A 25,308-nucleotide genomic window follows, 5' to 3' on the forward strand; every position below is an offset into this window, starting at 1 on the left:
GGAAATCAACGGTGACGCCGAAAGGCGCCTATCCATAATTTGCGCCGCCGACCGTGAACACTTCCACGCTCTCGGCGACATGGTGTAATCGCTGATTGCCGAGCGAGTGTAAATCGTCCGGCGTGCGATTGGCGACTTCAGCAGACATCAGCAAGGACTGACCCAGCGCCTTACACTGCGCGCTCAATCGTGCGGCGACATTGGCGGCGCGGCCGATGACGGTAAAATCGAGTCGTTTCGGCGCACCGACATTGCCGTACATCACATCGCCGAAATGCAGACCCAACGCGCATTGCACCGTCGGGCGGTCAGCGCGGGCCGGCATCGCGGCGATGCGGGCGACGATCTCCTCGGCCGTCTCGCGGGCCAGCTGGCAGGCCTTTACCGCCGCCGCTTCGTCGGTCGCCCCGGCGTCGAGCGGAAATATCGCCAAAACCGCATCGCCGATGAATTTGAGCACTTCACCGCCGCGTTCCAAAACCGGCTCGGCGGTGCGTTCGAAGAAGTCGTTCAGAAGATCCAAGTAAATCTCGGGTGACAACTCCTCCGCCAGGCCGGTGGAGTTGCGCATGTCGCAAAACAATATAGCAGCGCGGATATCCTCGCCGTCTCCGCGGTGGGTTAGCCCACCAAGTACTTGGCGCCGCGTCCGGCGCCCGAGATATGTGTCGAACAAGTCATCTGTGTTGCGGCGCAGCGTCAACACCTCATAGAATCGGCTGAGCACGGTCACGCATTCGTACACTTTGCCGAGATGCGCGGTGGTAAAGCCCGCCGGATCGTCCGACGCCAGGGTCATGGTTTGAATTTGACCGTCGGAATAGGGCAACGGCATGGCGACATAGTCGGTGCCGCCACTGGCGCGGAGTTCATCAAGAATCGGGAATTGAAACTCGGGGGTAGTGATATCGAGGCGCTGGCGCACTCCGCCCAGGCCCTCACTCACATGACGGACCGGGCTGTTGAGATAGGCCGGGCTTTCTAGGATACCGTAAGGAATGTCGTTTTCCTCCACACTGCCGCCTCGCACCCAGGTATAGCGCCGACCCTGCAGTTCGGGATGCAGCGTCCAAATGCTGACGCTGAAGCGCCACAACGGCAGGCCGACGGCAAGGAGGTGCTCGGCAAATTGTTCGCTCAGTTCCGTCGGCGTTTGGCATTTCCACGCTGCGCGCAACAGCCAATTGATCAGCGCGCCACTCGCCACCTGAGTGTTGTCGCTATCGGGCAGCGATTGGTCGCTGAGAAGTTCTTCGACCAGGTGCGGGTAGAACGCGACGAATCCGGACACATCGCCGGCATCTGGCAACGCGTTCTCATAACTCCAGGCGCCGTTCTCGATCGTCCGCCCGGCAACATGCAAATGCCAATGATGTGCTGTGCCCTTGAACGGGCAGAAGGTGCGAAAGGAAGATGGCACCAGAAGATCGGCAATCAAATCATCTTTGGGAAAATAAATATGTGACGGCAGATAGGTCTCGTGCATCACCCGTGCGTCGGTGCTGTCAACGACGGTTTGCCCCGCGATCCGTACACGCACCCGTGCGCCGACGGGCTCAATGGCAAGTCGGTAGGGTGCCTCGATTGCTCCAGCAGGTGCGACATTCAGATCGTGCTCAAGCAATTCTTCCATGGTTCCTAACATCGCATCCGTCCAGGATATTACAAGAGGGTGGTCACATAGCCGCCATCCTCCCACCATCATGGCGCCATCCCGTCGGCGGTGGCCCAATTTGGCTATGATCGCAACCGATTTAAGGGCATTCTCAGGTGCGTAAGAACAGGGAGACAAAAACATGGCCGAAAACGGCAAAACGGAATGCTGCGGTCCGGGCTACGCTTCACCCGCCGAGGCGATGAAGGCGCCGCGTGAGAAGATTCTTTACACGGTGGCGCTCTATATAGGCACGGGAATCCAAAAGCCGGACTATTTGGCCACCATCGACGCTGACCCCGAAAGCCCGACCTATTCTAAAGTGATCAGTCGGCTTGAAATGCCGGGCATTGGCGATGAACTACACCATATGGGGTGGAACGCCTGTTCGTCCTGCCATTACGATGCTACCAAGGAGCGGCGCTATCTGATCGTGCCGGGGGTGCGCAGCACCAATTTGCATATCGTTGACTGCGCGACCGATCCGAAGAACCCGCGCCTGCACAAGGTCATCGAAGGCGCCGAGATCAAGGAAAAAACCAATCTCTCCGCGCCGCACACGGTGCATTGCTTGGGCTCCGACATCATCATCTCGATGCTCGGCGACGCCAAGGGCGAAGCTCCCGGCGGGTTCCTACATCTCAATGAGGATTTCGAAATTATCGGCCGCTGGGAGAATGATCTGGGCGGCATGAAGTTCAATTATGATTTTTGGTACCAGCCACGCCACAACGTCATGGTCTCCAGCGAATGGGCGGCGCCGAACACCTTCATGCCGGGGTTCGATCTCGAAGAAGTCGGCCATCTGAAATATGGCCGCGAAATCCATTTTTGGAATTTCGAAGAAAAGCGCGTCGAGAACACTGTCTATCTCGGTGAGGACGGTCTGGTGCCGTTGGAAGTGCGCTTTCACCACAACCCGGATTCAAGCCACGGCTTCGTCGGCGCCGCGCTGTCGTCGAACGTCATCCATTGGTTCAAAAAAGACGGCGAGTGGATCACCGAGAAGATCATCGATGTCGAGAACCAGCGCCATCCGGACTGGCCAATTCCCGTGCCCGGCCTGATCAGCGTGATTTTACTCTCCATGGACGACCGCTTCCTCTATCTGTCGAACTGGCTGCACGGCGACCTCAGGCAATACGACATCACCGATCCGTCGAACCCGAAACTGACCGGCCAAGTATGGATGGGCGGCCTGCTCGGCAAGGCGCCGGAAGTGCATGGGCGCAAAATGACCGGCGGCCCACAGATGATTCAGCTATCGCTCGACGGCAAGCGTCTTTATGTCACGACCTCGCTGTTCTCCACCTGGGACAACCAGTTCTACCCAGAAATCCGAGAAAAGGGCGGCTCGATGATGATGGTCGATTGCGATATCGACCAGGGCGGCATGGCGATCAACCCAGACTTCTATGTCGATTTCGGCAATGAGCCCAACGGACCGGCGCGATGTCACGAAACACGCTATCCGGGCGGCGATTGCACTTCGGACATATGGGTTTAGGCCACCGTGCAGTCTTCTAAGACGGGGCACTTCACGATCACCCTCGCCAATCAGGGCGGTCAATCCTTCGCGGTCGCGGCCGACAGGCCACTGCTAGACACCCTAGAAGCCCACGGCGTATCGCTGCCCTATGGCTGCCGCTACGGCGGCTGCATATCCTGCGCCGCCAAACTACTGACCGGCGACGTCGATCAGAGCGCCGGCACCGCCCTCAACCGCCGTCAGATCAGCGATGGCTATGTGCTATTATGCGTGGCCCAGCCACAAAGCGACTGCATGCTCGAAATCGGGGTCGAAAGCCACGACAAGCTCTATCGCAACCCGTTTCAAAGCCCGCTCAGGCCTGAGGAGTTGAAGGCCGACATCGGAGCCAGCACGAAAGCCATGAAGATCATGGAGGACAGGCAATGAACCATGATGAGGCCTATCCGGCAGAATATTTGGCCGGGATTCTGAAAGAGGTAAAAACCATCGCCATGGTCGGCGCCAGCTCGGACCCGGCCAAATTCAGCTACGGCGTGCTCCGGGTGTTGCACGAAACCGGCTATGATATGATCCCGGTCAATCCCAATGAAGCCGGCGGCGAAATCCGCGGCCTTAAATGCGTGGAATCGCTCGCCGCAATCGACCGGCCAGTGGATATGGTGGAGGTGTTCCGCACTTCGGAGGACGCTTATGCGGTCACCGAAGAAGCCATTGAAATCGGCGCCAAGGTCGTCTGGATGCAGATCGGCGTGCGCAACGACGCTGCTGCCAAGCTGGCCGAGGCCGCCGGCCTCAAAGTCGTCATGAATCGCTGCCCTAAAATCGAACTGTTCCGCCCGTTCTGGAAACCCCGCCTCAATCAGGCCATCTAGAACACGTAACTTGCGCGCCCAGCAATATCTGGAAACTTCGGGTTTGACGATCTAGCGCAGAAGAAGAAATTGGAAAATAAAGAGAATTACGCGCCATGGTAAAAAGCAATATTTTTTCCAATGTTTTTTCTCTGTTTGAAGATTCTTCAAGCCGGGTTCCAGAGGGTAGTTTCTTATGCACGCCTCCCATGAAGGGCCGAGCATATTACCCAGATGGTTTTGAGATTAACTATAGTGCCGCGCAAAAAATTGTGATGAAATTACAGTCAGAATATCAAAAATCAGACTACGGTCCAGGCCATCGCGTGGCTCTGTTGCTAGAAAATAGACCAGAATTTCATTTGCATTGGCTCGCGCTTAATGGGCTCGGAATTAGCGTTGTTCCGATAAATCCAGACTATCGAGAAGATGAGATCATCTACCTACTTGATCACTCAGAATCAGTACTAGTGGTTTCAATACCCGAACGAATAGCTGTTCTTCGAGTGGTCATAGAAAAATGCAAAAAAGCAATTCAATTGGTGGAGGTTAATGAATTAGGAAATCAGTTGCGAGCGGCCCCCGTCGCAAGGTCCTCAGAGAAGCCAGACATCGATTCCGAGGCGGCATTGCTTTACACCTCAGGCACGACTGGTCGTCCTAAAGGGTGCATTCTAACGAACCGGTACTTTCTTAATGCAGGGCAATGGTATCTGGAGGCAGAAGGATATATGACCCTGGCCTATGGTCAGGAACGTCTTCTAAATCCACTTCCACTATATCATGCGAATGCCATGGCTATCGGCAGTATGGCTATGATTTCCTCAGCAGGTTGTATTGTGATGATTGATCGTTTCCACCCCAAAAGTTGGTGGGGCGATGTCGTCGCGTCTAAAGCAACTATCATTCACTATCTAGGAATAATGCCGCCTCTACTGCTAAATCAACAAACCGGCCCATATGATAATTCACATAATATAAAATTTGGAGCGGGGGCAGGAATAGACCCAAAACACCATCAAATGTTTGAGGAGCGGTTCGGGTTTCCATTAATTGAAGGTTGGGGGATGACGGAGGTTGCCATGCCTACGTGGGGAAGTCGTGAGCCAAGGCAGATAGATACAAGGGCATTTGGACGACCGCTTTCTGATTGTGAGGTTCGTATTGTTGATACTGACGACAAGGAAGTTCCTTCAGGTACGCCTGGTGAACTTACCCTGCGCATGACCGGCAATAATCCGCGCCGCTGCCTTTTCTCGGGATATTTGAAGGATGATGCGGCGACCGAATTCGCGTGGCGGGGAGGTTGGTTTCACACTGGCGACACCGTATCTCGGTCGGCTGATGACGTTTTAACTTTTGTAGATCGTACTAAGAATATTATTAGGAGAAGCGGCGAGAATATAGCGGCAGCTGAAATTGAGGCGGTTTTGCAGTCTCATAATTGTATCGCGCAAGCAGCAGTTATTGGCGTGGCAGATGAACTTCGTCAAGAAGAGGTCATGGCCTGCATAATTCTCAAAGAAACAATATCTCCGGATATTACCACCGCAATTGAATTGCAGGACTATTGCCTGGGAGAGCTGGCCTATTACAAAGCACCGGCTTATTTTCTTTTCGTGAACACTCTTCCGGTAACGAATACACAGAAGGTCAGCAAAGTACGGATATTTCCGCCTGAGGTGGACCCACGTGGTGTCGATGGCTGTCTGGACTTACGTGAACGTAAGCGAAGAAATTAAGCTTCCTGAAGTTTGTATGCATGTTGCAATATATTTATCTAATGGGGAGCAATCCTATCCTCGTCCCGTAGCCCCTGTCCATTGCTTCAGTGCCGAGAGACACGCCTGACCAACGGCGTCCCGACAGCATGGCAAAATTAAACTAACCTATTGATAAAACTGGCGCGCCCGACAGGATTCGAACCTGTGACCCCCAGATTAGGAATCTGGTGCTCTATCCGACTGAGCTACGGGCGCTCTCAGGGATGCGTGTCCTGCCTGATAACATGAAATAAGGAGCGGGGGAACGGGGCGGCTATCCGCTCTCGTTGCCGTTTGTGACAATGCGATTGAAGACGCTGCGGTGTTTGGTAGGGCGGTTGTCGGTGTATTCGCGCGGGATATAGACCTTGCAGTTGGCGTTGAGCTCGCGGCATTTCCGCGCCTGATAAAACGTCACATGGCGCGCTTTGGCGTGGAAAGTCATGGCCACTAGGCAGGGGCCCTCAAGGCAATCCTTGTAGGCCGGCGCGGTGCCGCCGTTCACCCAGCCTTCGGCAATTGCCTCGGAGCAGCGTGCCCAACCGACATAGCCGGCGAGCCGGCCATCCTCGATCGTAAAGAAATAATGGCCGCGCCGGATCTGCCCGCCGAGCGAGGCGCTGAAGCGCCCAAAGCGGTATGAGGCAAATGGTTCGGTTTGGCGCAACAAGGCCACGGCATGGCCGAGCGCCTCGCGCGGATTTCGGAATCGCTGGGTTGAAAGTTCGCCGCGTTTAGCCGCCCCGGTTGCCGGCTGACCGGTCATCGGATTCGGGGTTCCCGCCGGCTAATTTGGCGCCTGAGTGAAGGGCACGGAATAAGTCAGCACAAGAAGTTCTGTGCCCGGATTGTCGTCATAGATGCCGGCGTTCGAGATGTGGTGGAAGGCAATGGCGAGGCGCGACCAATCGTCGAAGCGCCAGGCAATCTCGCCGCCAGTGCGGAATTGAAATTCGCCGCCGAGATCTTTGCCCTTGCCCTTGTGATACCCGACGAAGGCCGCATTGGGCTGCAGCACCACGCGGCGCCCCAGAAAGATATCCATACCAAGACCGGCGTAGCCATACACCGCCTCGTCGGAGGTGCCGGCCAGGCCGATGAACGGCAATATCTTCCAAAAGCGCAAGTCTGAGCGGTATTCAGCGCGAAATTCCGCCGCCGTCTCGTCATCATTGACGTCATAGCCGCCAGCGCTGAATGCGAAGAAGTCGGGCTCCCCGGCGCGCGCCGAATTTGGCCAGCCCATACTCCACCCAGCGCACAGCGCGGCGCTCAACATGACGACCAGGGCCAGCCTCGCGAATTTCGATTTTCTCACGCCGTTCCTCCCCTGCGCGGAATGCGCCTGCTCATTTTTCCCCAGTGTACGGGTTGGCGGAGCCTTGGCCAATAATTTCCATCCGTGCGCTGCCGGGCTGGCGGTCTATAATCAGCGCCATGCCGCGCCTTTTATTGTCCCTGCTTGTCCTCTTGTTGCTGCCCCTCGCCACGCTCCGGGCGGAGGCCGTTGTCGAAGCGCTGGAGCGCGGCGAGACCTCGCCCGCCGTCGAAGTGGTCGATGGCGATACGCTGTTCCTCGAAAACGGCACGGAGGTACGTCTGGTCGGCATCCAGGCACCCAAACTGCCGCTCGGGCGCGCCGGCTTCAAAGCCTGGCCACTGGCCGATGAAGCCAAACAGGCTCTCGAGGCGCTGGCGCTCGGCAAAACCCTGACGCTCTATTATGGCGGCCGCAAGAGGGATCGCTATGGCCGCGCGCTGGCGCATTTGCTGCGCGACGATGGGCTCTGGCTGCAGGGCGAATTGTTGGCGGCGGGCTTGGCACGGGTTTACAGCTTTCGCGACAATCGCCTCTTGATCGGCGAGATGCTGGCGCAGGAGCGCAGCGCCCGCGCCGCCCAACGCGGCATCTGGGCGCTGCCATTCTATGCCGTGCGCACGCCAGAGGCGGTGGTGGAAGATGTCGGCACCTTCCAGCTCGTCGAAGGGCGAGTGATGGATTCGGCCATCGTCAGGCGCCGCGGGTATATCAATTTCGGCGCTGATTGGAAGAGCGATTTCACCATTTCGATTGCGCCTCGTGATGGCAAAATGTTCGTCGCCGAGGGCGAAGATATTCTTGCCTTGAAGGGGCATATCGTGCGCGTGCGCGGCTGGATAAAATCTTTCAATGGGGCCATGATTGAAGCGACCCACCCAGAGCAGATCGAGGTATTCGAGTGAACATAGTGCAGCGGCTGACAAACCTTCGGCGCATTCTCCTTGCGCCCGCCCTGATGGCGGCGCTGGCCGGCAGCGGCGCGGCGTTACAGGGCTGTAGCGTCAATCCTGCGACCGGCGAACAGAGCTTCACCGGTTTCATGTCGCCCGATCGCGAGCGCCAGATCGGCGCCGAAGAGCATCCCAAGTTAGTCGAGGCGTTCGGCGGAAAATACAAGGACGCCGCCCTCACGAACTATCTGAACGGGCTCGGCGGGTTATTGCAAAGCACGTCCGAGCAACCCAAACCGCCGTTTACCTTCACCCTGTTGGACAGCCCGGTGATCAATGCTTTCGCCTTGCCCGGCGGCTATGTCTATGTGTCGCGCGGTCTGGTGGCACTGGCCAATGATGAGGCTGAGCTCGCCGGCGTGGTCGCGCACGAAATCGGCCATGTGACGGCGCGCCATTCAGCGCAACGTATGAGCCGAGGCATTCTCGCCAATCTCGGCGCGGCGGTGCTCGGCGTCGCGGTCGGCGAGCCGCTTCTCGGCAATGCCGCGCGTGTCGCCGCCGGGGCCTATATCCAGGGCTTTTCGCGCGACCAAGAATTTGAGGCCGACCAGCTCGGCGTTCGCTATCTGACTAGGGCCGGGTTCGACCCGATGGCAATGGCCTCGTTTCTTGGCGCGCTGGGTGAAGATCATAAGCTCGCGCTCAAGATCGCAGGCAAGGAAGGGCAGGATCCCGCCCAAGGGCTATTTTCAAGCCATCCGCGCACCGGCGCGCGCGTGGAGAAGGCGGCGGCGAGCGCACGGTCCGGCGCAAATAATAGTTTGGCGCGCGACGCCGATGTCTATCTCAATCAAATCGACGGGATGATTTACGGCGATTCGCCGCATCAAGGTTACGTTCGAGGGCGCGAATTCGCCCATGCCGGCCTTAAATTCCGCTTCACCGCACCGCCCGGATTTCGTCTTCAAAATAGCGAGGCTGCGGTGTTTGGCGAGCATTCGGGCGGCGCGCTCATTCGCTTCGATGGGCGCAAGTTGGATGATCCGAGCCTCAGCACCCAACGCTATCTCACGCGGGTCTGGGCGGAAGGCTTCGAATTTACCGGCGCAGAGACCATAGATATTAACGGCATGGAAGCGGCGACCGGCGCTGGCCGCATCTCGGGCCGCGATGGCCCGCTCGATGTGCGCTTTGTCGCCATCCGCTTTTCACGCGATCAGGTTTACCGCTTCCTTTTCCTCACGCCGCCCGATCAATCGGCCGGCTTTAATGAGGAATACCGCCGCACCACCTTCAGCTTCAACCGGATGAGCGCGGCTGCAGCTGCGGCTCTGAAGCCGCTTCGCGTGCGCGTCATCACGGTACGCCCCGGCGATACATCCAAATCGCTCGCGCGCAGCATGTCGGTCGAAGATTTTCCGCTTGAGCGCTTCCACGTTCTGAACGGCCTCGACGCCAACGAGCCACTAACACCGGGCCGGCGCGTTAAGATCATTAGCGAATAGGCAGTGAGCTAACCTATTCGAAAATTAAATCGCCTGGATGTTCGACCCTGCAGGCCATCAGGGCGCGCAGTTTTTCCAGCGCCTTGTGCTCAATCTGGCGCACCCGCTCCTTGCTGATACCAAGGTCTCGGCCGAGTTCCGCCAGCGTCACGGTTTCATCGCGCAACCGCCGTTTGCCGATAATGGTCCGCTCGCGCTCGGAGAGAGAATCGAGCGCTTCACCGAGCCAGGCGGAGCGGCTCATGCCATCGACATGTTCGAATACGGTTGCTTCCGGAAACGGCCGTGTGTCGACGATAAAGTCCTGCCATTCGGCTTCGCCGTTTTCACCCATCGGTGCGTTGAGAGATTGATCGCTCGCCGATAGTCGGCCCTCCATCATCTCGACATCCTTGAGCTGGACGCGCAGTTCAGAGGCGATGCGTTCACGTCCCTCGCGCCGAAGCGGGCCGTCGACATGATCTATTTTATTGCGCAAGCGGCGGAAATTGAAAAACAGCGATTTTTGCGCCGCCGTGGTTCCGGTGCGCACGATCGACCAGTTGCGCAAAACATAATCCTGCATGGCTGCGCGGATCCACCAATTTGCGTAAGTGGAAAAGCGCAGCTGGCGCTCGGGCTCGAAGCGGGCGGCCGCCTGCAGCAGGCCGATGCTGCCTTCTTGAATCAGATCGGCCACCGGCAGGCCGTAATTGCGAAAGCGCATCGCGGTGCTGATCACCAAGCGTGAATACGCGAAGACGATTTCATGCAGCGCCGCCTCGTCGTCTTCGTCGCGCCATCTTATGGCGAGTTCATGTTCATGTTCGCGCGTCAGCAGGGGAGCGTTGATAGAATCGGTAAAAAAGCGCCGCTCAGCTCGTTGCGTGTGATGGTTGCTGTTATATGCCGACATGAGGATTTCCGTTGGAGTTCCAGTGGATTTCCATTCGCTCTAAAAGGGCGCTCACATGAATTTGTTTATTAGAATAATTCAAAACTTTAGCGGCATCGCGCACCGGTTACAATGTCGATCGACTAGATTGAGTTCACATTATTGTTAGGATGGGGCTGGCCGTTACGCTGCGGCGCGGTGACGCGCAGGTCGCCGCACAGCCCGCGCCGAAGGGGTGAAGAATCAGGCCTCGAGGCGCTCGATCTCCTTGCCGTCGATATCAAAACAGACACATGTCAGTGGTCCGCCAAAGCCGCATCCCGCATCGATTGTGGCGCTGTAGGGTCCGATCTGGATGCCGCTATGCTCCGGATCAAATCCACGCACGACCTTGCGGTAGCCGGAATAGGGCGAATCCATATCGGCAAAATTTTCGCTGTGCCACCAGAACGCGTCGCCCTGGGCGTCGACGGGTCGTTTTTTGTCGATCCCAGCATGGACGAATAACAGAGATCCGTCGTCGGTAAACGCCGCCCGCCGTAAGCTCGACATGAGTTCAACATGGCCACCCTTTTCTTGCATGCGCTGGCGCAATTCGTTGGTCCAGCGGGCAAGCTCCAGTGCGCCGGAGCGGGCGCGCCGGAGCGCTGTTTCAGGGTCGCCGCCATAGGTTGCGAGGGTTGTCTCAAGCCCCTGTTCCAGCATCCAGGTCAACACTTCAGCCGGGCCCACGGCGAGCTGAAGTTGCAGCAATTTATGCCACATTTCCTCTTGCTGGCCGCGTAAATAAGCAATGTCGCAGGAAAATACACCCGGCGCTGCCAGGAATTGACGGCGAAACAGTAACAGTTCGTCGATCGTCTCGCCGACCGCTGCGCCGTGACCCATGTAATTTCCGAGATACACCAGGCGGTCGCCTTCGCACAGGCGCTCTCCCAGCAATTCGTGTAAGGCATTGAGGCGGCCGACTTCGCCATGAATGGACGCCACGGCCCAAACACGGCGCGCGCGGCGAAAGGCGGCAAAAATGTCCCGATCCACCCCGGCCATGACGGCTTTCCCGCTTCGTCAGGCGGCGCGTAGAACGTTTTCCAGCTTCTCCGCAGCTTGTTCTGTGTTGGTATTTTCAACTGCCGCGAATTCACGCGCCAAACGCTCAAGCGCGGCCTCGTACATTTGCCGTTCGCTATAAGACTGGTCGGGCTGGTCCGCGTCGCGATGAAGGTCGCGCACCACTTCGGCAATCGCTACTGGATCGCCGGAATTGAGCTTGGCGTCATATTCCTGTGCCCGCCGACTCCACATCACGCGCCGCGTGCGCGCCCGGCCTTTCAGAGTAGAAATCGCCTGCTCCATCTTCTGCTGTGAGCTCAATCTGCGCATGCCTGAGGTGCTTGCCTTGTCGATCGGCACACGCAGGGTCATCTTCTCTTTGTCGAACACAACAACGAACACGCGCAACGATATATCGCCGATTTCATGCTCCTCAACGCCGGTGATTTGGCCGACTCCGTGCGATGGGTAAACCACATGATCCTTGACCGAGAAGCCCTGCAAATCCTCGACCTTCGGCTTGGCGACTGCCTTGGGCTTCGCCGTCTCACTTTTGGCCGGGGCGGATTTTGGCGCCGGCTTTTTGTTGATTTTCGCTTTTTCAGCAACCGGCTTGGCCGCCGTAATCTTCGGCTTTGACGCAGTTGGTTTTTTCGTCACCGCACTAGAATTAGGCTTGGCCGTCGGTTTGGCCTTGGCGCTGACGCTCTTGCTGGCGCTGGGCATAGCTTTGGCCGGTTTCGCCTTGGCGACTTTTTTTATCGCGGCGGGAGGCGTATTTAATTTAGCCGAGGATTTTTTTGCCGGCCTACCTGTCGCGGCCGATTTTGCTGCTGTCATGTCGAATTTTACCGTTTTCCAATTTGCGCTATTTCGCTTCGGTATGCGTCGGCCGGCTCCGCAGCCAAATGTCGCTCCCGAACCGGGCCCGGGTGCGCTTCGCCGGATGATCAATCGCTGCCGCGCTAATAAGAAATGGGCGGGGATGCCCCACCCATTTCCTTAACGTTTGATGACCATATCACAAAATGGCCTCTAAATACAGACCCCAAAATACGGCGCCAGAGCATGCAAACGTGCGCCTACCATGCGGCAGGGGCGTGAATCGACTCGGGATTGGGCGGTTTGTTCCCTGCGTGTTTTAAATTTGTTTCGGTTAAGTTCCTTCGCCTGGTTTTTCAGAAAAGTATTTGTCGAACTTTCCTGATTCATCCTTGAAATCGTCGGCATTTGCCGGAGGTTCGCCTTTGCGCGTGATGTTCGGCCAGATTTCTGCAAATTTCGTGTTTATTTCTAACCATTTGGCCTCATCGTCACCGCCGCCCGTATCGGGAATGATGGCTTCGACGGGGCATTCCGGCTCGCACACGCCGCAATCGATGCATTCGTCAGGGTGAATGACCAGCATATTCTCACCAACATAGAAGCAGTCCACAGGGCAAACTTCGATGCAGTCCATATATTTGCAACGGATGCAGGATTCGGTCACCAAATAGGTCATTTTTTCCTCTCTGCCTTCGACAATCCGCCAGCACGGCGGACAATAGGGGATGAAATTTGGGTTTGGCTATGTGCTTCCTTTATCGCGCGCTAAAACCCGTTGACGTGCCTCAGATCTTTCTCGATCGCTCACATGCAGCATGCCGCCAATGCGCCGGATCAAGTTGCTTTCATACGCGTGCAACTCGCCGTCTGCATAGACCACCCGCCACAACATCTCGATCAGTCTCAAACGTTCCGCGTGACCGAAATTCGAATCAAATTTCCGGATGAAACGATGCAGGTCGGTGGCATCATGTTGCGCCGCCTCGGCCTGCAAGATGAGGGTTTCGCATTCTTCTTCTGAGAGCTTGAATTCCTGCTTTAGCGCATGGCGAACGGTCTCACGTTCCACCTCGTCATAAGATTCGTCGAGGCATGCGGCTTCGACCAGCAACGCCGCGGCCGCCAGCTGAATTTCGTCCACACTATGTGCTTCAACGCTGGCTCCCTCGGGGGCCGCGAAAAGCGCTTTGATACGATTGATCATGCGCGATGCCTAACACAGCAACTGCGGCCAACTCAACCACAGTTTAGCGGTCGAGGCGGGCCGTTTCAGGCTCCCGTGGATGCCGCTTGGTCGCCCCCAATTTCTTCATAGCAACGCTGTGCCTCGATGGCCGGGCCACGCCGCTCTGGCATGGCGAGAATACGCACCACGCGGATGCGGGAGCCCTGGGGGAAAGTCAAGATGTCGCCCGACTTCAGAGCGTAATGGGCCTTTCGGATGCGCTGGCTGTTGATGCGTATCTTCCCCGCTGCGCACATGCGCTGCGCCAAGCTCCGGGTTTTGTAGAACCGTGCCTGCCACAGCCATTTGTCGAGCCTCCGGGTTTCGCTCACAAGCCGCTCTTGGTAGCCCGATTCCTGTTGGCACTCAGCCGGTCGGCGCCGAAAAGCGCGTGCTTGCCCAACTCGGCAAAAGGCGAATTGGGATCGGCGCGCGCTGGGCGCGGCTTTTTCTTGGGTTTGCCGCTGGCTGGGCGGGCAGTGCGCCGATAACGCCGCTGGCCATCCTCGCCGATGCCGGCGAAGCTGTAGCCAAGCACTGCCACCAGTTTCGGAAACTCTTTTTTGCTGCACCCGGCGATGGCGAGAAGGGCAGTGTCGGCCGCAAAATGTCCGGCCCGGCTACGCTTGCCCAGGCCCGCGATCAGCCGTTCGGCGATATCCGCGCGCAGCACCCGCTGCCCCAGCACGACAAAGCCCATGGCGTTGTACCCTCCGGGCAGTGTGGCGGGATCTTTGGCGAAACCAACCGCAGCGGGATTGGCGCCTCGGTGCGGCATTTCCGCTTCCTGCGTGACCGCCCACAACAGCGCGGCGAACTCGGATCTGGAATTTTTCAGCATCGCGCGGCAGAAGACACTGAGGGTTCCGATGCACACATCCAGGGCGGACAGTTGGGCGCGCTCAAGCGAGCCGAGCGCGGCGATTTCGACATCGAGCTTTGCCCGCGGGACACAGCCGAGTGCTTCGCAGAGCTGAAAAGCAATGCCGCGCGCTGCGCCCGCCAACGGCGCTTCGCGGAGTTTTAGCAGCGGCTTCGCGACATCCGCCACGCGACGCTCTAGCCAAACTGCAAGGCGGCGCCGCACACGCTCGCGCTGCGGCCCGCTCAGTGCCTCGGTATATATGAGTTGCAGGCCCGGCTTTAGTCCGTCGCCGCTCGCTATCAACATGGCGACCGGCGCACCGCACCAGCGAATTGTACCGCTTCTGAAATCCATGGCTGGTTCGGTTGCGCCAGCCAAATCGAGGCCGATGTCGTCGTCGGGGCCTTGTTCAAGGGCGCTGACCCGGCGTTTGATTTCACCGCCGAGAATTTTTTGCGCTGCGCTAGAGGCCGCACTGTTGTCGCCGTCCGGATCATCCGGGAGGAAGCGGAAGCCTGCCATTCGGCCGACTGCATGACCTTCAATGAGGATCTCGCCGGTCGCGCTGATCGCGGCGATAAGCGCGGCGGGTTCGCCCATGCGCTGCACCAGGGCGGCAGCGCGGCGGTCGACGAAACGCTGGGTCAAGCGCTCATGCAAAGCGTCCGAGAGCCTGTCTTCGACGGCGCGCGCGCGCTCTTGCCAATGGCGCGCGTCCGCCAGCCAGGCGGCATGGTGCGAGATATATGTCCAGGTACGGATATGACTGATGCGGGTAGTCAGCGTATCGATGTCGCCGTCGCTGCGGTCGAGGCCGGCGATGCGCTCGGCGATCCAGGGCTCCGGCAGCGCGCCCGATCGTGCCAAATTGAGGAATATTTGCCGCACCAGACTGATATGGCTATCAGCGAGTGTTTTGCGAAAATCGGGAATTTGGCAGGTTTCCCACAGCAGGCGCACTAAATCCGGAACCTTCGCCAGCTCTAGCACCTCTTCATCGCGGCTCAGCGCCAACAGAGTCAAATGATCGGCGCCGTCGCGCAGGCGGCGCAATCCAGGCAGCGTCGGCGACTTGTCTAAGCTCTGCGCGAGGCGCTCGAGGCTATAAAACGAGAGATCGGAATTGCGCCAAAATATCTCCTTAATCTTGGCGAAACGATGCTGTTCCACCGCCTCGACAGACTCACTGTCGATTTCCTGCAAATCCGCTGTGGTGCCAAAGGTGCCATCCCTGAGATGGCGCCCGGCGCGCCCCGCGATCTGCGCCAGTTCCGCCGCATTCAACTGCCGCATGTTGCGGCCGTCGAACTTTCGTTGAGCTGAAAAGGCGACATGGTCGAGGTCCATGTTGAGGCCCATGCCGATAGCGTCGGTGGCCACCAGATAGTCTATCTCGCCGGCCTGATACATCGCCACCTGGGCGTTTCGGGTTCGCGGACTGAGCGCGCCGAGCACCACGGCGCAGCCGCCACGCTGCGCCCGCATGACCTCGGCCAGCGCATAGACATCTTGCGCCGAAAAGGCCACCACGGCGGTGCGCGGCGCCAGACGGCCGAGCTTCTTGTGGCCGGAATAGCGCAGCTCTGAGAAGCGCGGCCGGCCGGTAAACACCGCCTCTGGAACCAAGCGACGAATCAGCGGGCGGATGGTATCAGCGCCGAGGAACATGGTTTCGACGGTTCCGCGCGCGTGCAGCAGGCGATCAGTGAAGACATGGCCACGCTCGGGATCGCTGGCCAATTGAATTTCATCGACGGCGAGAAAATCCACGGCATGATCGAGCGGCATGGATTCGACGGTTGCCAGGATATAGCGCGGCTTGGGCGGGAGGATCTTTTCTTCACCGGTGATCAGAGCAACGGCGCGCGGGCCCTTCAGGGCGACCACTTTGTCATAGATTTCGCGCGCTAGCAGGCGCAGCGGAAAGCCAATAAGGCCCGAGCGATGGGCCAGCATCCGGTCCACCGCCATATGCGTCTTGCCGGTATTGGTGGGGCCGAGAACCGCCGTGATGCGGCGTTCCCGGTCGCGCTTTTCCGCCATTCGAAAAGCATCGGACGGGATCGCCGGGAATGCAACTTAATCCGCTGCAATCACTGGATGAGGCATGCCGTGGGGCTTGAACGGGCTCCCACGCCGACACATATTGCGGATAAGTTCCTTATCTGAGCAGGAGAACGTCGCCATGGGCGAAACCCCGGTAGAAGAAACACCCCGAAGCGATGCGGTCCAGGCCGAGTCGGCCCCCGCTGAATCCGCCAAATCTGAGACCGCCAAATCAGAAACCCATGAGTTCCAGGCAGAGGTCAGCAAGCTGCTCGATCTCATGATCAACTCGCTCTACAAGGATAAGGATATTTTCCTGCGTGAGTTGATCGCCAACGCCTCGGACGCCTGCGACAAGCTGCGGTATGCCGCTATCACTGAACCCGCTCTGCTGGCCGACGATTCGGATCTCAAAGTCACGCTATCGGTCGACACAGAGGCGCGCACGCTGACCATTCAAGACAACGGCATCGGCATGAACCATGACGATCTGGTGCAGAATCTTGGCACTATCGCACGCTCTGGGACCGAAGCTTTTCTAAAGCAGATAAAGGAGAGCGACGAAGAAGCGGCGGCTGATACAAATCTGATCGGCCAATTCGGGGTCGGTTTCTATTCCTCGTTCATGGTCGCCGGCAAGGTCGACGTGTTCACACGGCGCGCCGGAGAAGATACCGGATGGCATTGGGAATCGAAGGGCCGCGGCAAATTCTCAATCTTGCGTGACGATAGCGCGGCGCGCGGCGCCCGCATCGTGCTACATTTGCGCAAGGCCGAAGCGGATTTCCTCGATCCTCTTCGCATCCGTCATATTGTCTCTACCTATTCCGACCATATCGCCCTTCCCATCCAACTGCTCGGCGATAGCGGCGCGGCGGAGACGCTCAACGAGGGCTCGGCGCTCTGGACACGTTCGGCGAGCGACATCAGCGAGGATCAGCACAAGGAATTCTATCGCCACGTCGCGCATCTGCCCGGCGATCCCTGGATGACAGTGCACATGCATGCGGAAGGGCGCTTCGAATATACCGCGCTCCTCTACGTGCCTGACATGCGGCCCTTTGATCTGTTTGACCCGGCGCGCGCGCATCGCGTGCGGCTCTATGTAAAGCGCGTCTTCATCACCGAGGAATGCGATGGCCTGGTGCCGGGCTATTTGCGCTTTATGCGCGGTATCGTCGATTGCAACGATCTGCCGCTCAATGTCAGCCGTGAGACGCTGCAACACAATCCGTTGCTCGCCAAAATCAGTTCCGGCCTAGTCAAGCGCATCCTGTCCGAATTGGAGAAAAAATCCAAGAAGGAGCCCGAAAATTATGCCGATTTTTGGGAGAATTTCGGCGCCGTCTTGAAGGAAGGCATCTATGAGGCGTCGGACAGCCGCGACAAACTCATGAAACTGGCGCGTTTCCGCTCGCTCACATGCGGCGAAAAATGGATATCGCTCGATGACTATGTCGCCGCCATGGCTGACGGCCAGGAGGCAATCTACTATCTAAGCGGCAGCGCCGATGCCGGGCTCGAAAGGAGCCCGCAATTGGAAGGCTTCAAGGCACGAGGTATCGATGTGTTGTTCATGACCGACCCGGTCGATCAATTCTGGCTGCCGACCGCGGCTGATTTCAACGGCAAAGCGTTCCGCTCGATCACCCAAGGCTCGGCCGATCTCGATAAGTTCGAAACCGTCAAAAAAAGCACTGGCGAGGACGCCGCCGCAGCCGACGAAGAGAAGGCCAGCGACGGCGACATGGACAAGCTTATCGCCTTGGTTAAGCTCACGCTTGGCGAGGAGGTCAAGGACGTGCGCACGTCATCGCGCCTCACCGACAGCCCGGTTTGCCTAGTCGCGGATGACGGCGATGTGGATATGCATTTCGAGCGTCTGCTGCGCCAGCATCAGCAGCCGGTCACGGGCCAAAAGCGTGTGCTCGAAATAAACCCTGGCCATTCTCTGACTCGGGCGCTGGCCGCTCTGGTAACCCGAGAGGGGGCTTCAGACGCGCTTGAGGATGCAGCCCATCTGTTGTTGGACCAGGCGCGTATTCTTGAGGGCGAACCACTGCCCGATCCGGCCTCGTTCAGCCGCCGGTTGGCCGGGATTTTAACCAAGACGTTGAGCGCCTAGAGATCTCAGCTCGCGCCGTCGAGCCACAGCGAAGCGGCGCCGATGATTGGGCCGAAATTGTCCGATTGGACGAGGATCGCACAGCCGTCCGAAGCGCCCCCATCGGCTAGTTGGTCGGGCCGAAGCGATATTTCTAGCGCCGCGCCGGTCCAGGTGCCGATTGCTCTGTGACCGCGGACGACATGGTTGTTTTTCATCATCCGTCCGGTGTTTTCTCCGGCCGTGACTTCGGTGATGTGGTGGCGGTCGAAGTTGACGAGCCAGACTGTCGCTGCGGCAGCTCCCACCTTCGTCACGTCTCCCGCCGCAGCCGCGGGAAGCACAACCTTCAGCCCGCCAGCGCGGTCCTGGGTCACCGTGATATCCAATTGCCGGGCGGTGCTCTCGCGCGCATTCTCAATTGCGGTCATCACCGCTATCTTGTCGGAGCCGACTTCACTGCTACTGCCATTGATCACCATTTGCGGGGTAAAAACGTATGACAGGCCAAGTGTTCTGGCGTAGGCGCGCTGCCGCGCCGTCGATTCGGTGCTGGAGAAAAGATCTTTCCAACCCAAATTGTCCCAATAGTCGACGTGAAATTCGAGGGCGATAATATCTGTTCGCGCGTCCAGCAATTCGCCTAGAAAGGCGTCGGCCGACGGGCATGAAGAACAGCCCTGTGAAGTGTAAAGCTCAACCACAATCACGGGTTCGCCGCTCTCGGCACGCGCGGAGGGTGCCGCATCAAGCCCGACTAGCAGGACGGCAGCCAACATGAGGGAGATGAGAAGTCCGCGCATTTTCATGGATTTTTCCAAGGCCAAATATATCATGCGTGAGCCTGGCGATCTCACAAAGCCGTTCACAATTCGGTGACCCCCAAGGGCGGGCGATTGCGGACAAACGCATCTCCGTCGTTGGGCGGCCATTTGCAATAAGCTAGACTGTTGCCCATGCGGACCTTGTATCATCTCTGGCTAACTCCGAATTGTCGCGCCGTGCGCATTGCCCTGGCTGAAAAGGGCCTCGAGTTTGAATTGGCGCTGGAGAAAACCTGGGAGCGCCGCATCGAATTCCTGATCCTCGATCCGGCGGGCGAAGTGCCGGTTCTCGTCGAAGCAGACGGCGCCGTGATTGGCGGCTCGGGCGCCATTCTAGAATATCTCGAAGATGTCTACAAAACGCCCCCGCTGATCGGCGCCGCCCCGCTGGTGCGCGCCGAAGTGCGCCGGTTGGTTTCCTGGTTCGACGATAAGTTCGCGCGTGAAGTGACCGATCTGATCCACGGCGAAAAATTCGTAAAGCGATTTCTCACCAAGGGCGAGCCGGATTCTCAGGCGGTTCGCGCCGGTCTCACCAATATCCGCACCCATTTGGATTACATCGCCTACCTCACGGAGCGCCGCAATTGGCTGGCCGGCGACGAATTCTCGCTCGCTGACGTTATGGCCGGCGCCCATATTTCGGCCATCGACTATATGGGCGATGTGCCGTGGAGCAAATATGAGGCTGCCAAAGAATGGTATGCGCGCATCAAATCACGCCCGTCTTTCAGGTCGCTTCTGGAAGATCACATCCCGGGTTTTGCGCCACCCAAACATTATGCAGACCTCGATTTCTAAGCCCCCTCTAGTACCCGAATCGCACACCGATGGCGCCAGGCTCCGCGGTGAAATCGAAGCTTGGGCGCGCGACCTCGGGTTCTCCGCCTTTGGCATCGCGGCAGCCGGTCCTGGACCAGAGCGTGACTCCTTAAAGGAATTTCTGGCGCGCGGCTTTCACGGCGATATGGCTTGGATGGCCACGCATGCGGTGCGACGCGGCGATCCCAACGCGCTTTGGCCCGACGCCCGCAGCATTATCATGTTGGCCGCCGATTACACACCCCAGCAGCCGCCTGGCGATATCCTCAGGGCGCCTGGGCACGGCGCCATTTCCGTCTATGCCCAAGGCGCGGATTACCACAAAGTGATGAAAAAGCGCCTGAAGCGCCTCGCTGGCGATATCGCGCATCGCCTTGGCGGAGAGGTCAAATTGTTCGTCGATACCGCGCCGGTAATGGAAAAACCGCTCGCCATGCGCGCCGGGCTCGGCTGGCAAGGCAAGCATAGCAATTTGGTGTCGCGCGATTTCGGCTCCTGGCTCTTTCTGGCCGAGATCTTTACCACCCTCGATTTGCCCCCCGACGACGCGGCGCAGGATGCTTGCGGCAGCTGCCGGGCGTGCCTCGATAGCTGCCCCACCAATGCCTTTCCCGCGCCATACCAACTGGACGCCCGGCGCTGCATATCCTATCTCACAATCGAACATAAGGGCCATATCGCGCGAGAATTCCGCGCCGCCATGGGAAACCGCATTTATGGCTGTGACGATTGCCTGGCAATCTGTCCGTGGAACAAGTTCGCTCGCGCCGGCGCCGAGCATGCTTTTCAGCCGCGCACGGAGCTCAGTGCGCCGAGATTGGCGGCGCTTGCCGAACTGGACGATGCAGCTTTTCGCGCCTATTTCTCGGGCTCGCCGATTAAGCGCACCGGGCGCGATCGCTTCCTCCGCAACGTGATGATTGCAATTGGAAATTCCGGCGACTCAGCGCTCTTGGGCGTGGTCGAAAGGCGGTTGACGGACGACTCTCCGTTGGTCCGAGCGATGGCGGTTTGGGCGTTGGCTCGATTGGCGCCGGGACCAATTTTCGAACGATTGCGTGCCGAATATATTACGACCGAAGGTGATAGCGATGTCGTCGCCGAGTGGTGCGCTACTCAGCCCTGATATCGAGCCTTTCCAGATTGCGCCGTGCCGCCTCTGCTGCCGGTGAATCGGGCGCGAGCTTGATTGTATGCAGCCAGTCCTCACGCGCGCCGTCCGGGTTGTTGGAAAGGCGGCGGATGATGCCGCGCTCCAAATAGGCTGCAACATGGTCCGGCTTGAATCTTAGCGCTCGGTTCACGTCGTCGGTCGCCAAATCGAGGCTGTCGAGATAGCGATAGGCGCTCGCGCGGAACACCAACGCATCGGCGTTGTCCGGCTCGGTATCGAGGGCGCGGTTGAGGTCGTCGACGGTTTCCCAGTAATTCTCTGCGGCGGCGTAAACCAGGCTGCGATCGATCAGAAGGTCGAGATGATCCGGTGCCAGCTCAAGGCCGGCGCTCAACACGGCGTGGGCGCGCTCAAATTCTTCCGCCATTAGCCAGGCATTGCCGGCCTGGCTCAGCAGGGAAATTTGCAGTCCGGGAATTACGTTTTCCTGAGCCAAACGCTCTAGGCGGAGCGCCGATTCGCGAAATTGTCCGAGACCATAGAGCGCTACGGCCACGCAATGCCGCGCCGCCACCCCACCGCCAAGATCACGCCATGCAATAGCGCGCTCGAAGCCGGCATCCGGCTCGCGCATGGCAAGCTCGATACATTGGTCATACTCGAGTGATTGCACGACGCTTTGCGCCGCCGCCGCCACCGGCCAAAGTGGCCAAGCCAGAAGAGCAAGCACCATCAGAACCAGCCTCCCCCGGCGTTTTGAGCGAGCAGCTTGTCCGCGGCGGTGCCGGACGGATCGGTTTACTTCAATCAGTATAATCATGGTCAAACACAATGATCGGCAATATGTGGCAGTATGCGGCGTGAATTCCACCGATCATAGCGCGCTTCCACCGGGACGGCTGTTCTGTTTTGGCCTTGGCTATACCGGCGCGCGTCTGGCGCGTTCGCTCCATGCCGCCGGTTGGCAGGTGAGCGGTACGGCGCGCGATGCCGATGTGCTGCGTGGGCTCGCGACCGACGGAATCTCCGGCGGATCGCTTGACGATGCGGTGATCCCCCCCGGCACCAGCCATATGTTATGTACAGTTCCGCCCGGCGAGAGCGGCGACCCCGTGATCCTCAGCCATGCCAAGAATATCACCGCTGCTGAGCGACTGGTCTGGCTGGGTTATCTCTCGACTACCGGCGTCTATGGTGACCGCGGCGGCGAAACGGTGGATGAAACCGATGCGCCGGCGCCTGGCAATGCGCGCAGCCGCCGCCGTCTGGCGGCTGAGCAGGCGTGGCTCGATCTTGGGTGCGCGTATGGCGTTCCGGTGCATATTTTCCGTCTTGCCGGCATCTATGGCCCGGGCCGGAATGTTCTGGACTCGGTGCGCGCGGGCACGGCCAGGCGCATCGATAAGCCAGGACATCGGTTCTCGCGGATTCATGTCGACGATATCGTGCAGACGTTGGTAGCCTCCATGTCTAAGCCTCGTGCCGGCGCGATTTATAATGTCTGCGATGACGAGGCGGCGGAGCCGGCGGCTGTCGTCGCTCATGCCTGCGATTTGCTCGGCATCGCGCCGCCGCCGCTTCAGAAGTTTGATGCTGGTGCTTTGTCTGCAATGGCGCAAAGTTTCTGGGCTGAAAACCGAGGCGTTTGGAATGGCCGAATCAAGCGAGAACTCGGCGTGACATTGGCTTATCCCGATTACCGCGCCGGCCTCGCAGCGTTGCTCGCGGCGGAGCCTCAAAAAACTAAATAAGCGCACCATCAAGCGTGGCCAGGCCGGGCGCCAGTTCCAGCAGCCAGAAAGCCAAGGTGCTGAGATAGCCGGTCACCAGGGCAATGCCCATCGCCACCATGATCGCGCCGGCGGCGATTTGAAACGGCCGGCTGAAGCGCCGCATGGATTTCATCGAATTGAGGAAAGCGCCGGTGAAGGCGGCAGCGATCAGGAACGGCAGGCCTAGGCCGAGCGAATAAAAGGCGAGCAACATCACGCCCGTGCCGATCTCGTTGCTGTTGGCGCTCATGGTAAGAATCGCACCCAGCACCGGGCCGATACAGGGCGTCCAGCCGAAGGCGAACGCGGTGCCGAGCAGCATGGCGCTGGCGGGATGGCCGCCCGCAGCGCGGCTGACGAAGCGCATTTCGCGGGCCATGAGCGGGATGCGCAGCACGCCCATTAAATACAGGCCGAAGATGATGATCACGGCGCCGGCTATATTCTCGAAGAGCCGCTTGTTGGTGAGCAGAAATTCGCCAACAGCGCTGGCGCTCGCGCCGAGCCCAATAAAAACGAGCGAAAATCCGAGAATGAAAAAAAGGCTAAAATAGATCGCGCGGAGGCGGTTGCGGGCGGTTGGATTTTCGGTCAAATCCTCGAGCGATCCGCCAGCTATGTACGACACGTAGCCTGGCACCAACGGCAATACGCAAGGTGACAGAAACGAGATCACGCCCGCGGCGAAAGCGACGACGATGCCTAAGAGAGAGAATTCCATGACTGCAGGACTAGCGGATGGATTATGTGACTAAGACGGCGTCTCCGCCATTTCCGCCCAACCGTCCGGCCCTATTCGATCAAGCGCTGCATCAGTGCAGTCGCGTCCGGTGTAGACCAGTCGCGGTCGCCTATAATACGTGCGATTTCCTGGCCGTCGCGGTTCAGCAGAATTGTGTAGGGAAGGCCATTCACGCGCAGTGCATGTGCCGCATCCATTCCCTCATCGATATAGAGCGGCATATTCGTAAGACCATGATCGACATAATATTGCTGCACCAGCTTCGCGCCTTTTCGGTCCACCGAAAGGGGCACAAAGGTGAAGTCCTCGCCGCCGAGCAATTCCTGCATCGCGTCGACGGTCGGCATCTCTGCCCGGCATGGCATGCACCAGGTCGCCCAAAAATGCAGCGCAACGACCTTGCCGCGAAAATCCTCGATCGACAGGTGATTGCCCGCAACGTCGACAAATTTGAATGCCGGCAGAGGCCGCGCCGCGTCATGGACAACCATATTGAGAATGCGCGAGCCGTCGGCCCTGGTGTCGAGGTCGATTAGGCTCTGCGCTGCCATGCCGCCGAGCGGCGCGGCGAACAGCAGGGCGATGGCCAGCACCACGCTTGGCCAGCGCGGAATGAACGGAGCGAATAAATGAGATATCTGCATAGCTTCGATACATAGTGCATCCTCGGCCGCCTGCCTAGGCCGCGCGGCCCGAGTTCACTAGGAATTGAAATGGCTTTATCAGCCCTTGTGGCGCGCCGCCATGCTTTCGATAGCTGAAGTCAGGCGCGCTAGATCGGCCACGGCGCTCAGCCGGTGCCCGCCGCCCTTGACCAGGGTCACGCAAACGTCTTCACCGCTCACCGTCTCGGCGATCTTGAGTGCAGTCTGCCATGGCACGTCTCTGTCTGCCATGCCGTGTATCAGATGGAGCGGACAGGTGAGTGCCAGGGGGCTGCGCAGCAGCAGATGGTCACGCCCGTCTTCGACCAGGGCCAGGCTCACGGGATAGGGCGTATCCTCGTATTCGGAGGGTAGATGCAGGATCCCTTCCTCCCGCATGCGCGCTTTTGCCGCATCGTCGAATTGATCCCACATGAGGTCTTCGGTGAAATCCGGCGCCGCAGCGACGCCGATCAGGCCGGCAATTCGCTTGGGTCGGGCACGCGCCGCGAGCAACATCTGCCACCCGCCCATGCTCGAGCCGACCAATATTTGCGGCCCCTTCGCGATCTCATCGAGAACCGCAAGCGTATCGGCGTGCCAGCGGCCGATCGTGCCGTCAATGAAGCGCCCTGACGATTCGCCATGCCCCAAATAATCGAAGCGCACAAACGCGCGCCCCGCCGCGCGGCAATGGGATTCCAGAGAAATTGCTTTGGTGCCGCTCATATCGGACATCAGGCCGCCCAAAAACATCACGCCGGGAGCCTTGCCCTCCAGCAAATGGTAGGCGATTGTCTGCCCGTCCGGTGCGCTGAGGATGCGCGCACTCTCAGGGTTTGCCGCAGTTGGATCAGTTATGGAACTATCTCCTGGCAGGTCGATGCCTGTTTTCACTATGACGCGGAACACAAGTGTC

26 protein-coding genes and 1 tRNA gene are annotated in these 25,308 nt (G+C 58.8%); 11 read left to right on the plus strand and 16 right to left on the minus strand.

What is annotated here, in order from left to right; genetic code table 11:
• Nucleotides 1-28 precede the first annotated feature (28 nt).
• Nucleotides 29-1,633, minus strand: coding sequence for a DUF427 domain-containing protein (locus O3A94_00350; GenBank protein MDA1354698.1), 1,605 nt, complete (start codon nt 1,631-1,633; stop codon nt 29-31).
• A 163-nt stretch (nt 1,634-1,796) separates the two neighbouring features.
• On the opposite strand from O3A94_00350, the gene O3A94_00355 reads away from it, so the two are divergent.
• The 4 genes from O3A94_00355 to O3A94_00370 all read left to right on the plus strand — a co-directional run bounded on the left by O3A94_00355 (nt 1,797) and on the right by O3A94_00370 (nt 5,739).
• Nucleotides 1,797-3,161: a selenium-binding family protein gene (locus O3A94_00355; GenBank protein ID MDA1354699.1), complete on the plus strand. Its 1,365-nt coding sequence runs from the start codon at nt 1,797-1,799 to the stop codon at nt 3,159-3,161.
• A gap of 6 nt (nt 3,162-3,167) precedes the next feature.
• A complete protein-coding gene (locus O3A94_00360; GenBank protein MDA1354700.1) occupies nt 3,168-3,572 on the plus strand; it encodes a 2Fe-2S iron-sulfur cluster-binding protein in 405 nt (134 codons plus the stop codon).
• A complete protein-coding gene (locus tag O3A94_00365) occupies nt 3,569-4,018 on the plus strand; it encodes a CoA-binding protein (GenBank protein MDA1354701.1) in 450 nt (149 codons plus the stop codon). Before O3A94_00360 ends, O3A94_00365 begins: the two co-directional genes overlap by 4 nt.
• 95 nt (nt 4,019-4,113) lie before the next feature.
• Nucleotides 4,114-5,739 (plus strand): AMP-binding protein, encoded by a 1,626-nt coding sequence (locus tag O3A94_00370; protein ID MDA1354702.1) that lies wholly within the window; start codon nt 4,114-4,116, stop codon nt 5,737-5,739.
• Between the two features lie 160 nt (nt 5,740-5,899).
• Here O3A94_00370 and O3A94_00375 read toward each other — a convergent pair.
• The 3 genes from O3A94_00375 to O3A94_00385 form a co-directional block, all read right to left on the minus strand.
• Nucleotides 5,900-5,976: transfer RNA gene (locus O3A94_00375), tRNA-Arg, on the minus strand.
• Between the two features lie 58 nt (nt 5,977-6,034).
• Nucleotides 6,035-6,526 (minus strand): hypothetical protein, encoded by a 492-nt coding sequence (locus tag O3A94_00380; GenBank protein ID MDA1354703.1) that lies wholly within the window; start codon nt 6,524-6,526, stop codon nt 6,035-6,037.
• A gap of 21 nt (nt 6,527-6,547) precedes the next feature.
• Nucleotides 6,548-7,078, minus strand: a complete 531-nt coding sequence (locus O3A94_00385) for an acyloxyacyl hydrolase (protein MDA1354704.1) — start codon at nt 7,076-7,078, stop codon at nt 6,548-6,550.
• A 119-nt stretch (nt 7,079-7,197) separates the two neighbouring features.
• Between O3A94_00385 and O3A94_00390 the strand changes: the two genes are divergently transcribed.
• Nucleotides 7,198-7,983: a thermonuclease family protein gene (locus O3A94_00390; protein ID MDA1354705.1), complete on the plus strand. Its 786-nt coding sequence runs from the start codon at nt 7,198-7,200 to the stop codon at nt 7,981-7,983.
• Nucleotides 7,980-9,479: a M48 family metalloprotease gene (locus tag O3A94_00395; GenBank protein MDA1354706.1), complete on the plus strand. Its 1,500-nt coding sequence runs from the start codon at nt 7,980-7,982 to the stop codon at nt 9,477-9,479. The genes O3A94_00390 and O3A94_00395 overlap by 4 nt, the downstream gene beginning before the upstream one ends.
• 13 nt (nt 9,480-9,492) lie before the next feature.
• Here O3A94_00395 and O3A94_00400 read toward each other — a convergent pair whose 3' ends face one another.
• The 3 genes from O3A94_00400 to O3A94_00410 all read right to left on the minus strand — a co-directional run bounded on the left by O3A94_00400 (nt 9,493) and on the right by O3A94_00410 (nt 12,132).
• Nucleotides 9,493-10,374: an RNA polymerase factor sigma-32 gene (locus O3A94_00400; protein MDA1354707.1), complete on the minus strand. Its 882-nt coding sequence runs from the start codon at nt 10,372-10,374 to the stop codon at nt 9,493-9,495.
• A 222-nt stretch (nt 10,375-10,596) separates the two neighbouring features.
• A complete protein-coding gene (locus O3A94_00405; protein MDA1354708.1) occupies nt 10,597-11,403 on the minus strand; it encodes a hypothetical protein in 807 nt (268 codons plus the stop codon).
• A gap of 18 nt (nt 11,404-11,421) precedes the next feature.
• A complete protein-coding gene (locus O3A94_00410; GenBank protein MDA1354709.1) occupies nt 11,422-12,132 on the minus strand; it encodes a CarD family transcriptional regulator in 711 nt (236 codons plus the stop codon).
• Between O3A94_00410 and O3A94_00415 the strand changes: the two genes are divergently transcribed.
• Nucleotides 12,116-12,412: a hypothetical protein gene (locus O3A94_00415; GenBank protein ID MDA1354710.1), complete on the plus strand. Its 297-nt coding sequence runs from the start codon at nt 12,116-12,118 to the stop codon at nt 12,410-12,412. The genes O3A94_00410 and O3A94_00415 overlap by 17 nt on opposite strands.
• A 150-nt stretch (nt 12,413-12,562) precedes the next feature.
• On the opposite strand, the gene O3A94_00420 is transcribed toward O3A94_00415, so the two are convergent.
• The 4 genes from O3A94_00420 to O3A94_00435 form a co-directional block, all read right to left on the minus strand.
• Nucleotides 12,563-12,907: a ferredoxin family protein gene (locus tag O3A94_00420; GenBank protein MDA1354711.1), complete on the minus strand. Its 345-nt coding sequence runs from the start codon at nt 12,905-12,907 to the stop codon at nt 12,563-12,565.
• Nucleotides 12,908-12,973: 66 nt separating this feature from the next.
• Nucleotides 12,974-13,435 carry a TerB family tellurite resistance protein gene (locus O3A94_00425; protein ID MDA1354712.1) on the minus strand — a complete coding sequence of 154 codons (462 nt, stop codon included), beginning with the start codon at nt 13,433-13,435 and terminating at the stop codon, nt 12,974-12,976.
• Between the two features lie 65 nt (nt 13,436-13,500).
• Complete coding sequence (locus tag O3A94_00430) at nt 13,501-13,788, minus strand: RNA-binding S4 domain-containing protein (GenBank protein ID MDA1354713.1); 288 nt, start codon at nt 13,786-13,788, stop codon at nt 13,501-13,503.
• Complete coding sequence (locus O3A94_00435) at nt 13,785-16,364, minus strand: helicase-related protein (protein MDA1354714.1); 2,580 nt, start codon at nt 16,362-16,364, stop codon at nt 13,785-13,787. Before O3A94_00435 ends, O3A94_00430 begins: the two co-directional genes overlap by 4 nt.
• 142 nt (nt 16,365-16,506) lie before the next feature.
• On the opposite strand from O3A94_00435, the gene htpG reads away from it, so the two are divergent.
• Nucleotides 16,507-18,492, plus strand: coding sequence for a molecular chaperone HtpG (htpG, locus tag O3A94_00440; GenBank protein MDA1354715.1), 1,986 nt, complete (start codon nt 16,507-16,509; stop codon nt 18,490-18,492).
• A gap of 5 nt (nt 18,493-18,497) precedes the next feature.
• On the opposite strand, the gene O3A94_00445 is transcribed toward htpG, so the two are convergent.
• Complete coding sequence (locus O3A94_00445; GenBank protein MDA1354716.1) at nt 18,498-19,280, minus strand: DUF1223 domain-containing protein; 783 nt, start codon at nt 19,278-19,280, stop codon at nt 18,498-18,500.
• 147 nt (nt 19,281-19,427) lie between these two features.
• On the opposite strand from O3A94_00445, the gene O3A94_00450 reads away from it, so the two are divergent.
• Nucleotides 19,428-20,096, plus strand: a complete 669-nt coding sequence (locus O3A94_00450; GenBank protein ID MDA1354717.1) for a glutathione S-transferase family protein — start codon at nt 19,428-19,430, stop codon at nt 20,094-20,096.
• Entirely contained in the window at nt 20,077-21,243 is a 1,167-nt protein-coding gene (gene queG / locus O3A94_00455) for a tRNA epoxyqueuosine(34) reductase QueG (protein MDA1354718.1), read from the plus strand. Before O3A94_00450 ends, queG begins: the two co-directional genes overlap by 20 nt.
• On the opposite strand, the gene O3A94_00460 is transcribed toward queG, so the two are convergent.
• Nucleotides 21,230-21,964 carry a hypothetical protein gene (locus O3A94_00460; GenBank protein ID MDA1354719.1) on the minus strand — a complete coding sequence of 245 codons (735 nt, stop codon included), beginning with the start codon at nt 21,962-21,964 and terminating at the stop codon, nt 21,230-21,232. The two genes, queG and O3A94_00460, sit on opposite strands and share 14 nt — an antisense overlap.
• Nucleotides 21,965-22,049: 85 nt before the next feature.
• On the opposite strand from O3A94_00460, the gene O3A94_00465 reads away from it, so the two are divergent.
• Nucleotides 22,050-22,982, plus strand: coding sequence for an SDR family oxidoreductase (locus O3A94_00465; protein MDA1354720.1), 933 nt, complete (start codon nt 22,050-22,052; stop codon nt 22,980-22,982).
• Here O3A94_00465 and O3A94_00470 read toward each other — a convergent pair.
• The 3 genes from O3A94_00470 to O3A94_00480 all read right to left on the minus strand — a co-directional run bounded on the left by O3A94_00470 (nt 22,975) and on the right by O3A94_00480 (nt 25,211).
• Complete coding sequence (locus tag O3A94_00470) at nt 22,975-23,724, minus strand: cytochrome c biogenesis protein CcdA (GenBank protein ID MDA1354721.1); 750 nt, start codon at nt 23,722-23,724, stop codon at nt 22,975-22,977. The two genes, O3A94_00465 and O3A94_00470, sit on opposite strands and share 8 nt — an antisense overlap.
• 71 nt (nt 23,725-23,795) lie before the next feature.
• The gene (locus O3A94_00475; protein ID MDA1354722.1) at nt 23,796-24,389 is read right to left on the minus strand and encodes a TlpA family protein disulfide reductase; all 594 of its coding nucleotides are present in this window, start codon (nt 24,387-24,389) and stop codon (nt 23,796-23,798) included.
• A gap of 78 nt (nt 24,390-24,467) precedes the next feature.
• Nucleotides 24,468-25,211 carry an alpha/beta hydrolase gene (locus O3A94_00480; GenBank protein ID MDA1354723.1) on the minus strand — a complete coding sequence of 248 codons (744 nt, stop codon included), beginning with the start codon at nt 25,209-25,211 and terminating at the stop codon, nt 24,468-24,470.
• Nucleotides 25,212-25,308 lie beyond the last annotated feature (97 nt).

This window comes from Pseudomonadota bacterium (assembly GCA_027624955.1).
Classification (GTDB): domain Bacteria; phylum Pseudomonadota; class Alphaproteobacteria; order UBA828; family UBA828; genus PTKB01.